This is a genomic window from Sporosarcina sp. Y1011, assembly GCF_057669885.1.
Map to the genome: position 1 here is coordinate 32,592 of NZ_JBYHFP010000016.1, position 11,488 is coordinate 44,079.

10 protein-coding genes are annotated in these 11,488 nt (G+C 43.8%); 6 read left to right on the forward strand and 4 right to left on the reverse strand.

Translation table 11 applies throughout. The features are described 5' to 3' along the window. Positions 1-58: 58 nt before the first annotated feature. Together rpoN and AC25Y5_RS14905 are read right to left on the reverse strand one after the other, a co-directional pair. A complete protein-coding gene (gene rpoN, locus AC25Y5_RS14900; RefSeq protein WP_488140979.1) occupies positions 59-1,372 on the reverse strand; it encodes an RNA polymerase factor sigma-54 in 1,314 nt (437 codons plus the stop codon). Between the two features lie 205 nt (positions 1,373-1,577). Further along, a complete protein-coding gene (locus AC25Y5_RS14905; protein WP_488140980.1) occupies positions 1,578-2,681 on the reverse strand; it encodes a M24 family metallopeptidase in 1,104 nt (367 codons plus the stop codon). Positions 2,682-2,915: 234 nt separating this feature from the next. On the opposite strand from AC25Y5_RS14905, the gene desA reads away from it, so the two are divergent. From desA to AC25Y5_RS14920, 3 genes are all read left to right on the forward strand, one after another. Further along, a complete protein-coding gene (gene desA / locus AC25Y5_RS14910; RefSeq protein ID WP_488140981.1) occupies positions 2,916-3,968 on the forward strand; it encodes a Delta(5) desaturase DesA in 1,053 nt (350 codons plus the stop codon). Between the two features lie 94 nt (positions 3,969-4,062). Further along, positions 4,063-5,193, forward strand: coding sequence for a sensor histidine kinase (locus AC25Y5_RS14915; protein ID WP_488140982.1), 1,131 nt, complete (start codon positions 4,063-4,065; stop codon positions 5,191-5,193). A 1-nt stretch (position 5,194) separates the two neighbouring features. Next, a complete protein-coding gene (locus AC25Y5_RS14920) occupies positions 5,195-5,806 on the forward strand; it encodes a response regulator transcription factor (protein ID WP_488140983.1) in 612 nt (203 codons plus the stop codon). Between the two features lie 51 nt (positions 5,807-5,857). Here the strand turns inward: AC25Y5_RS14920 and AC25Y5_RS14925 are convergent, their stop codons facing one another. Beyond that, positions 5,858-6,244, reverse strand: coding sequence for a hypothetical protein (locus AC25Y5_RS14925; protein ID WP_488140984.1), 387 nt, complete (start codon positions 6,242-6,244; stop codon positions 5,858-5,860). A gap of 256 nt (positions 6,245-6,500) precedes the next feature. Between AC25Y5_RS14925 and kynU the strand changes: the two genes are divergently transcribed. Genes kynU through kynA form a run of 3 tightly spaced genes read left to right on the forward strand, consistent with a single transcriptional unit; the run spans position 6,501 to position 9,225 of the window. After that, entirely contained in the window at positions 6,501-7,766 is a 1,266-nt protein-coding gene (gene kynU / locus AC25Y5_RS14930; RefSeq protein WP_488140985.1) for a kynureninase, read from the forward strand. Further along, a complete protein-coding gene (kynB, locus tag AC25Y5_RS14935; protein ID WP_488140986.1) occupies positions 7,763-8,410 on the forward strand; it encodes an arylformamidase in 648 nt (215 codons plus the stop codon). The genes kynU and kynB overlap by 4 nt, the downstream gene beginning before the upstream one ends. Next, positions 8,407-9,225, forward strand: coding sequence for a tryptophan 2,3-dioxygenase (gene kynA, locus AC25Y5_RS14940; protein ID WP_488140987.1), 819 nt, complete (start codon positions 8,407-8,409; stop codon positions 9,223-9,225). Before kynB ends, kynA begins: the two co-directional genes overlap by 4 nt. 73 nt (positions 9,226-9,298) lie before the next feature. On the opposite strand, the gene AC25Y5_RS14945 is transcribed toward kynA, so the two are convergent. Beyond that, the gene (locus tag AC25Y5_RS14945; protein ID WP_488140988.1) at positions 9,299-11,320 is read right to left on the reverse strand and encodes an alkaline phosphatase D family protein; all 2,022 of its coding nucleotides are present in this window, start codon (positions 11,318-11,320) and stop codon (positions 9,299-9,301) included. Positions 11,321-11,488 lie beyond the last annotated feature (168 nt).

Consider the following 11,488-nt stretch of genomic DNA (forward strand, 5'->3'; position numbering starts at 1 on the left):
AGGAGTAATGGAGATGATTGAACATCTCCATTACTCCTCTTATTTGTGCGGGGCGCTTTTATATTTGAATATCCTTACGTTTACTTGAAGGGGGGATTCGTAATTCTTCCCTGTATTTGCTGATTGTCCGTCTGGATATTGTAATTCCTTGTTCAGCATTGAAGTATTCCGCTATTTTTTGATCGGAATAGGGTTTGAATTTGTTTTCTTGTGCAATGAAACTTTCCAGAAGTGTTTTCATCTTCGTTTGGGAAATGGTATTTCCATCTGCCGTTTCTAGCTTGGAAGTGAATAGCAACCGCAAATCAAAGGAGCCGAATGGCGTCTGTATTACTTTGTTTGTCGTTGCCCGGCTGACAGTCGATTCATGCATTTCAATTTCATCGGCGACTTCTTTAAGGGTTAGAGGTTTCAATGAACGGAACCCATTTTTGAAAAAGTCCTCCTGTCGTTCCAAAAGGACATGCACAATTTTAATGATCGTATTTCTGCGCTGTTCAATGCTGCTAAGAAGCCATTGATAGTTTTTGAATTGCGTATTCATATATTTTGATGCGTCATTTTTTGCGTGAAGATGCTGTGCATAGTCTTTATTCACATGAATCTCCGGTAAAAACCCGTCATTCAAATGGAAAGCGAATTCATTATCCTTCCACTCAACGATGATATCGGGTGTCAAATACTCCGTGGAAGAATCAGAAATGAAGGAGCAAGGTCTAGGATTCAGTGTTTGGATAAAATCGAAAAGGTCTTTCACTTCGTTCATTTGGATGTTCATTTTTGAAGCGATTTCGTTCCATTTACGGTCAGCAACTAGGTTCAAATGGTGTTCCACCAAACAAGCAGCCAATTTGTTTTCCGGATAGCTATACGTAATTTGTAGAAGCAAACATTCTTTTAAGTCCCTCGCGCCTATCCCGATTGGACCTAGTTGTTGCAGGAGGTGGATACCTTTTTCGATGTCATCTTCTTCAAATGCTAAATAGTCATTCGAATAGGCATCGGTGATTTGTAAATAGCCATTGTCGTCGAGATTGTAGAGGAGATACTTAATCAGTTTTTGCGTCTGGATATCCGGGTATAAGAATTTTGCCTGTTCGAGTAATTCATCACGCATATTTTTATCGTTGCTTTGGACCGCGTCCATGGGCATCTCGGAACCGCCGAAAGAGGAAGATTGTCGATGCAAACGTTCTTCGTGGACTGGTTTCTCTTCTTTTTCCTTCAGTTCGATAATTGGGTTTTCCAGCTCCTGCTCCCTGATATATTGCTCAAGTTCATGAGTGGAATATTGTAGTAGTTCAATAGCTTGTCTTAACTCAAAAGTCATTAATAGATTCAGTTCCTGCCGTTGCTGGAGTCCAATTTCCATGATGATTCCTCCTTTTGGTTCTGAAAAGATGTATGCGCTTTCATATAGTGTTTTTCTAATTGTAGCATAGGTAGTTCTAAATTTCGATGCGGAATTTGAATTTTCACACTAGTTCAATAGAAAAAAGCCCTTGTACGTGTTTGGTAGTGGCAATACATGAAAGCCGTCCAACGACACATACAAGAACCTATTTGTCATGAATCACTTATAGAATTTGCAGTTGTTTCGGAAACGAAGACAATACTTCCGCTTTCCCGTCTTCATTGATATAGACAATGTCTTCGATACGAACACCGCCGACATTCGGGATATAAATACCGGGTTCAATTGTAAAGACAAGCCCCACTTCCGCAATCTGCTCATTGTTTTCATGAATGGAAGGCTCTTCGTGCACTTCAATCCCCAATCCGTGCCCGACACGGTTATTGAAATACTCCCCGTAGCCACTAGTGGTGATGACATTTCTCGCTGCGATATCGAATGTTTTTACTGGTACGCCTGCTTTGACGGCATTGATGCCAGCTTCATTGGACCGCAGAACGATGTCGTAAATTTCTTGTTGTTTGTCTGAAGCCTTTCCAATAATGAAAGTCCTCGTAATATCAGAACAATACCCATCTTTGATGACGCCGAAATCAATCAGCAAATAGTCACCTTGTTGAATTTTACGTTCACCAGGAGAACCATGCGGCAATGCTGCTTTTTCACCGGTAAGCACGATAGTCGAGAAAGAAGGACCATCTGCACCGAATTTCCTCATCAAAAACTCTAATTCTGCCGTAAACTCGGATTCGGACATTCCGATTTCCACTTTCTTAATGCCTTCTTCCAAAACCTTTTCAATGATTTCAATAGCCGTCCGTAATTTTGCGATTTCTTCTTTAGATTTCTTCATTCTTTGTTTGTTAATGAAAGGCTGTACATCGACTACTTGCACACCCGGGAAAAACGCCAGCAAACTAGTGTACCGATCATAACTCAGCGCTTTGGCTTCAATTCCAACTGTTTCCGAAAGCGTTCCAACCGATTCACGAACAACCTCGAAAGGGACTTGCTCGTCTGAAATCGCAATGATTGTCGTAACATCGGAGTCTAGTATAGAGGCATCCTTGTCCAAAGCCGGTACGAACAAATAGGTTTTATCAGCTTGGGTGTCAATAAACATAGACATGAATCTTTCATGGGGATCTGAGTTGAACCCGGTATAATAATAAACATTTGCAGGTGCAGTAATCATAATTGCACCGATATTGTTCTCAATGAGATGAGCTGTCAAAAGCGATCGTCTTTCTTCATATATAGTAGCCAATATGGAACCCTCCTAAGTAGGTATTACTAATAATTATGCAAGAAGGGTATCTAGTTAGCAAACAATGATAGTGACTTGGAAATCTATCCTTGTGAATTAATTCACAACAAGTGACACTTGTCATATCGATAATCATGACATCTATGCCTTCTTTAAGATCGGATATTTCTTTATCATTAGATTCAAGATAGTGAATCAGAAAAAGAACATCAGATTGAAGGAGGATCACTCAACATGTCTAAAGAAAAAACAAAGCAGTTACACAAAGACGTTGCCCCTTTTGCGAAGTCGGATAAAAAGAAAAGTATTATACAACTTATCAATACAGTCCCACCATTGCTAATCCTATGGTTCTTGGCATACCAGAGTTTGTCGGTTTCAATCTGGCTAACACTTGGACTTTCTGTGATTGCATCAGGATTCGTCATTCGGACGTTCATCATCTTCCATGATTGCACGCATGGTTCATTCTTCAAAAACAAGAAAACTAATGACATTGTCGGTACCATTACTGGCATCCTTACACTGTTTGCTTATGAAAAGTGGAAACGTGAACACTCAATCCATCATGCAACAAGCTCGAATCTCGACAAGCGCGGCACGGGTGACATTTGGGTCATGACCGTTGAAGAGTATGTAGAAGCATCAAAATGGCAACGTTTTGGTTACCGGTTATACCGTAACCCGATTGTTATGTTCGGTTTTGGACCGCTTTTCCTTGTACTTATCTCAAGCCGTTTCAACCGCAAAGATGCGCGTAAGAAAGAGCGCAACAATACGTATTTGACGAACGTAGCACTTGTTGTCATTTACACAGGCATGATCTTACTTGTTGGATGGCAGGCATTCCTCCTCATTCAAGGAACAATTATGTTTGTTGCAGGAGCACTTGGAATTTGGTTGTTCTACATTCAACATACGTTTGAAGACTCATATTTCGAAGAGGAATCTGAGTGGGATTATGTGAAAGCTGCTATCGACGGCAGTTCATACTACAAGTTGCCACGTGTGTTGCAGTGGGCTACGGGAAATATTGGTTTCCATCACGTCCATCACTTGTCACCGCGTGTTCCCAATTACAACTTGGAAATGGCACATGAATCGACACCACCTCTTCATGTGGCAACAACGATTACAATCAAAGAAAGTATTTCGTCAATCCGATACCGGTTGTATGATCCTGAGAAGAAAAGATTTATCGCATTTAAAGACGTAAAGCATATGATTAAATCAGCAAGTCCTTCTATTGATCTGAAACCGAAACGCACAAGTTTCGACCAGAAATAATAGCGAAAGCAGTCATCTCTTTAGAGGATGGCTGTTTTTTTTATCCGGAAATTTGGTACAATGGTAAGTATAGACAGGACGGTGAACGAACGGTATGCAAAGTTGGTATAGTATCTTCCCGAAAAATCCATGGGTCAGTATTTACGCATGGGTTGTATTTTGTTTTCTTCCGTTCTTTTTCATCTTTAGATCATCTTCTCCACTTGAAATAGCGATTGGCATTTCGTTGTTATTATTATTTTTCCTGTCCTACATGTTTTCATTCAAATCGAAGAGTGGACTCGTTTATATGTGGATCAGTTTTGAAATTGTGATTAACGTTGCGATGACGCTGTTATTCGGTTATGTTTATTTGTCCATTTTCACTGCATTTTTCATTGGTAATATAAAAAATCCAATTGGCTTTTTTGTCATTTACGGGTTACATATTGCGATTACAATTTTTGCGATTGTCATAGGATTCTTCATCGAAATCGAATTGTTCATCTCGCAAATCCATTTCATCCTCATTTGCGTAATTGGTACAGTGTTGTTGCCATTTAATCTTTACAACCGCAATAAACGTGAAAATCTTGTTGATCAATTAGAAAATGCGAACGAACGCATTTCAGAGCTGATTATCCTTGAGGAGCGCGAACGAATTTCCCGTGATTTGCACGATACACTCGGTCAAAAGCTATCGCTGATTGGATTGAAAAGTGATTTGGCCGGAAAGCTGGTATCTCGTGACCCGAGAGCAGCTGAAAGAGAACTGCGGGATATCAGGCAGACTGCAAGTACAGCATTGAAAGAAGTCCGTGAGTTAGTGGCGGGCATGCGGTCGATGAAGCTTGAAGATGAAGTAATTCGCATTGAGCAGATGTTGAAGGCGGCTGAAATGGATTATACAATCGAGGGCAATCCATCATTCACCAACATTCCTGCGATTGTTGAAAGTGTCTTAAGCATGTGCTTGAAAGAAGCGGTGACCAATGTCGTGAAACATAGTTTCGGAAAGACATGCTGTGTATCGTTTGAACAGTTGCCAAATGAATTCGTTATCAATGTAGAAGATGATGGAATTGGCATCACGAGAGGCGGAGAAACCTCGCCTGGTAATGGTTTGACTGGAATGCGCGAACGACTTGAGTTTGTCAACGGAAGTCTTCGAGTGGAGGGTGGCGAAGGAACGAAATTATCGATTCGTGTTCCTGCAGTCATACAACATATTATGGAGAGTGATTGACGTGATACGTATTGTCATAGCGGAAGACCAAGGGATGATGCTTGGAGCGCTTGGATCCTTGTTGAATATGGAAGATGATATGGAAGTGGTCGGCAAAGCAAAAAACGGAACAGAAGCAGTTGCCCTCGTGCAAGAGCACCAGCCGGATGTCTGTATCATGGACATTGAAATGCCTGTAATGACGGGGCTCGACGCCGCCGAAGCTTTGAAAAGTGATTCTTGTAAAATTATTATTTTGACGACGTTTGCCAGAGCTGGCTATTTTGAACGTGCCCGAAAAGCGGGTGTTCGTGGCTATCTGCTAAAGGATAGTCCGATTGAAGAGCTAGTCAATTCAATTCGGACAATTATGGACGGTAGACGGATTTACGCGCCGGAACTCGTCGACATCGCTTACGGCGACGGGGACGAAACTGAAAACCCGCTGACGGAACGCGAAACCCAAGTTCTTAAGCTCATCGCTGACGGCAAGACAACGAAAGAAATCGCGGGGGATTTATTTTTAACGCCGGGCACAGTACGAAATTACATTTCTGCGATTTTGGATAAACTCGACGTCGGTAACCGGATAGAAGCCATTTCTCGATTTAAAGACAAGGGCTGGTTTAAGTAAGTGGATACATATGAAGAGGAGGCCGACAGCGATGTCGGTTTTTTTGTTTTTTTATTGTGAACCGCTCGAAAACCGGAGTGAACCGCTCATATCCTGGAGCGGACCGCTCGAAAACTGGAGTGAACCGCTCAAAGCCGGGAGTGGACCGCTCGAAAACTGGAGTGAACCGCTCAAAGCTGGGAGTGGACCGCCCGAAAACCGGAGTAAACCGCTCATATCACGGATCGCACCGCCCGAAAACTGGAGTAAACCGCTCGAATCCCGATGCGTACCGCTCAAAAGCTGGAGCGGACCGCCCGAAAATCGAAGTAAACCGCTCAAATCTCGGGGCGCACCGCCCGAAAACCGAGGTATACTGCTCGAATCCCGGAGCGAACCGCCCAAAAACCGAAGTAAACCGCTCAAATCCCGGAGCGAACCGCCCGAAAACCGAAGCATACCGCCCGAATGCTAGAGTATACCGCTCATATCCCGGATCGCACCGCCCGAAAACCGAAGCATACCGCTCGAATGCTAGAGTATACCGCTCATATCCTGGAGCGAACCGCCCGAAAACCGCTCATATCCCGGAGCACACCGCCCGAACCCTGAAGTAAACCGCCCAAAACCCCAACACTATCCCCACATTACACACCCCACCCAATATGTTACACTTTCACTAATAACGGAAACTTCGCACAAGGGGGAAACGAACATGTTTGGAGTCGAATACGCACGGGGGCTTGACGATAAAGACAGTTTGGCTCATTACAGGAGTGAATTTTATTTACTCAAAAACACCATATATATGGATGGCAATTCGCTCGGTTTGTTGTCGAAAAGGGCGGAGCGCACGCTGCATGACTTACTGGATTCTTGGAGAAATTTAGGAATCGATGGATGGACGGAAGGGGACAATCCTTGGTTTTATTTGTCTGAGTCGGTTGGGGAGAAAATGGCACCACTTGTAGGCGGATTGAGAAATGAAGTGATTGCAACTGGTTCTACAACGACAAATTTACATCAGTTGGCGGCCACATTTTACAAACCTTCCGGAATGAGAACAAAAATTCTTGCGGATGAACTCAATTTCCCTTCAGACATATATGCATTGAAAAGCCAACTCCTGCTTAAAGGATATGACCCTGCCGAACACCTTGTCCAAGTGAAGAGTGAGGATGGCAGATTTCTGCGTGAAGACGATATTATCGAAGCGATGACAGATGACATTGCACTCATTGTCCTACCGGCTGTTTTGTACAGAAGCGGACAAATTCTAGACATGGAAAAACTCGCAAAGGCGGCGAACGCAAGAGGCATCCCGATTGGTTTTGATTTATGCCATTCCGTTGGTTCGGTTGAACATGAATTGCATGACTGGGGAGCGGATTTCGCATTTTGGTGTACGTATAAGCATTTGAATGGGGGACCTGGTTCGGTTGCAGGATTGTTCGTTCATGACAAGCATTTCGGTAAAGCGCCTGGATTAGCAGGATGGTTTGGTTCGAAAAAGGAATCGCAATTCGATATGAATCATACAATGGATCCAGCGATGGATGCCGCGACCTATCAAATCGGGACGCCGCATGTACTTAGTCTGGCGCCGGTTATTGGTGCGCTTGAACTGTTTGACGAAATAGGCATTAAACGTATCCGCGAAAAATCGCTTCAACTTACGGATTATATGCTGAAACTCATTCAACAAGAACTGTCTGCGCATGGTTTCGTCAATGGAAATCCAATTGACGATACGCGTGGGGGGCATATCTTATTGGAACACGCTGAGGCGGCGCGCATTTGTAAAGCGTTGAAAGAAGCCGGTGTTATTCCAGATTTCCGTGCGCCAAATGGCATTCGACTTGCGCCGGTCGCACTATACAATTCTTTCGAAGACGTTTGGCATACAATTCAAAAGTTAAAAGTGATTATGGATGAAAAACACTATGAAAAGTTTGAGAACAAAAGGGGTGTTGTCGCATGACTGGGAAATGGATTGATATTTCGCAACCATTGCATAATGAGATTGCCGAATGGCCGGGCGACACGCCGTTTTCTTACGAAGTCGAGTACTCAAAGAATGAAACAGGATCCGTCAATATTGGGAAACTATCTACAAGTACGCATATGGGAACACATATCGACGCGCCATTTCATTTTGATGACAATGGGTTGAAAGTGCTTGATTTACCGATTGATTTATACATCGGACGTGCACGTGTTGTTGACGTTTCAGGAAAAGAAAGCATTGGTCGTGCAGAGCTAGAAGCCATTGATTTCGACGGCGCTGAACGGATTTTATTGAAAACAGGAAGCCGTCCTGATTCAAATGTCTTTCCACAGACGTTTACGTATTTACGGACGGATATTGGGCCGCTATTGAAAGACCGAGGCGTTCGACTTATTGGTGTGGATACGCCATCTGTTGACCCGGAAACAAGCAAGACAGTCAGTGCCCATCATGCGCTCAATGACAATGGCGTCATGATTTTGGAGAACATTGATCTCAGCAAAGTGGATGCTGGCGATTATGAGCTGATTGCATTGCCGCTTCCCATAAAAGAAGGTGACGGCAGTCCTGTTCGTGCTGTGCTGCGTGCTATCGAGGGGAGTCGACAACCGTTATGACGGAAAAAGGAATTCACACAGATTTCAAAGATACAATGACATATGGGGAGTATTTGAATCTGGATACATTGCTGTCGAGCCAGCAACGCTTGTCTGGCCATCATGATGAGATGCTGTTCATCGTTATTCACCAAGTGAGTGAATTATGGATGAAGCTGATTTTACATGAACTCAACACGGGTATCGAATTAATTGAAAAAGACGAACTGCCGGAAGCGTTTAAAATGCTGGCACGCGTGTCAAAAATTCAGACGCAGATTATTCAGGCATGGGATGTACTGTCCACGCTGACGCCTGCCGAATATATGGAATTCCGGGACAGTTTGGGGCGTGCATCAGGTTTCCAGTCCTACCAGAACAGGCTTATCGAGTTCGCCCTCGGGTACAAACAATCACATATTTTGAAGATTTACGAGAAAGATACCGAACTTGTGAATCGTCTAGAGACGGCTTTCCGTGCGCCAGGTATTTACGACGTAGCGATACGTGCACTTGCGAGAGCCGGCTTCGCCATTAATCCAGAACTATTGAATCGCGATTTCTCTGTTACGTACAAAGGGGATCCGTCGGTAGCTGCTGCGTGGCTTGAAGTCTATCGCAATGTAGATGATCACTGGGATTTATATCAGCTGGCGGAGAAGCTAGTCGATATCGAAGACAGCCATCAGCAGTGGCGTTTCCGTCATATGAAAACCGTTGAACGAATCATCGGTTTTAAAATGGGGACGGGCGGTTCGTCGGGTGTCAATTACTTAAAGGCTGTTCTTGACCATCAGTTCTTCCCGGAGCTATGGGATGTACGAACAAAATTGTAAATGGGAAAACTCCGCCAACTATTATTTGTCGGCGGAGTTTTTTTATAGGGTGGTAAATCAAACTAAGTAGATGTCACTCCAATCTTTCAAATGAAATTTTCTCTTCGTTCACTCGAAGAAGCGAATTCTGCAAGGAATTTTCATGAATCGATAGAAATCCAATGTTATTCTTTGTTTCAACAATCGTGCCATTTCTCATCGACACATAACGGAGCTCCTCTTGCCACTCCGCACTGTCCGGACATTTAGCACCTTTTTTCCCGTTGACAATCTTCAAGGTTTCATCGCAATAGCGCTGTATTTTCTTCCCTTTTCGCTTTTGAGCATTTAGCAAAATCGCCATTCTCATACAGAATCCCCATACACCCCTAAAACTCATATTATTTGAAGGACTGCTTGTAAATTGCACAATATCGGCAACTGTACCGGTTTTAGACGTTATATGTGAAGTGACTGCAGAAGCATAATGGACGTCACCCGATAAAATAATACAGCGAGAAGGCTGCCATTTGAAAATGGTTCGGATAAAATCATTGAACCCTTTCCCGTTATATTTCCATGCTTCAAAATCGAATCCTTCATCAACCGGAATCCCTAGTGCACGAAGGGGATAGACGTATGCATGAAGAATAGATTCAATCAGACCAATGCCGTAAAAAGGCGTCGGAGAGATAATAATTAGTGGGTTGCCCTTTTTCCAACCGGATGCGACGAGCGTCTCAGACACAAAACGCCACCCCTCGGGACCGATCAGCCGAGGACTTCGGACACTTTCTTTGACCATCCAGCCTACTTTTACCGGTTGTGGCGCATCGTCAAAAGAACGCAATGTACGCGTATTTAGAAACAAGGCAGCGGGATTGGTAGGCGCTACGAAGTGCCAATAACGGAAATCCCAAAGGTGTTCCGTCCACTCTTCATATGCAGGTGTATCGGCAATAAACCCGTCGACATGATTGCCCATCGACAGTAGGAACTCCTCCGCGAACCGCTGTGGTTCATTGCCCCAACCTTGAAAAGCCCAGTAAGCGAACAATCCGTTTGTGATTACATGTTTCCCTAAAGGTGATTGTGCTACGCGATCACGCCAATTGGCCGATAAATTCCAATCATCCGTTACATCGTGGTCATCAAAGATCATATACGTAGGAACATTCGCAAGTAATCTTCGAACCTGATGGAGCGCTCCGATTGTTTGGAGAAGGTCTTCGCTTTGCCGGTTGTATCTCGCCTTGCAGCGCGCCCATTCCGCCTCATCATCCGGCAACATGAAATGAAAGCCATCCGTTTCAAGGATTTCATCAAATGAAGGGATGCAAGCGGTTTCCCATAAGCTTGGGCTCCAGGACAGTAAGTACATAGCGGCATACTCACCGAATGTCATTAGATGATTGCCGGCATTTGTAGCTGTAAATTGGCAAAACTGTTCCATGATGAATTGCCTACCGTTTACTTGCACGGATGATGTATTGAATGGTCTATCGGCAAGCCGGCTGTCCAGCTGAGTTAAATCTTCTTGTCTATTTAAGCTCCCTGCAACTGTCTGGATAACCGGGAACAAAGGATCTGCTACATCATCCGCATAGATTTGATCGCCGAGAAGGAACAGAGCGCTTGGTCGTTTCTCCAAGTCTTGCTGGGTATTCTTTATAAGTTCATCCCCTGCCGCAAGTGCATCTTCGCCTTTCCCGTGTAACTTTCTACATGAAGCATAGAGGAAGTTCGAGGTTTTACCGGCGGGGATGAAAAATGAGGGATAAGCAAGATCACCGTGAGTGATGGATTGCTCTTTATTGGCTGAAGTTAAACCGAGGCTTGCAAAGGTGTAAGAATCTATTCCATTATGGAAAAACAGGTCATACCCGAGCAACGTATCTACCGGGAAGTTTCCGTTTATTTGTACGAGGTAAATGAAAAGCTGCTGTCCAGCACTAATGGAAGAGGTGCGCGTCCTTGTAGGAAGCTTAGCCTCAGTAGAAATAACATAAACGGAAGCATCAATATCAAAAGGCTGGCTTGTTGCGATCCAAATTGTAACCGAATCGGCTTCAACTCTTCGCAAAATAGGGCCCGCAAGTATCGTTGTTAGTTTCATTTTAAGCACCGCCATTACCTGAGTTGTTCTACTAGCATATTCGCAACGGACGGGGGTGGTGTGTGCTGTTGAATCGACTCATTTAGGAAAAGGAACTGTAAATGGGACATTCTTTTGAAGTAACAACAAAAAACCAGTCATCCTTCTTAAGAAAGGATGGCTGGTTTT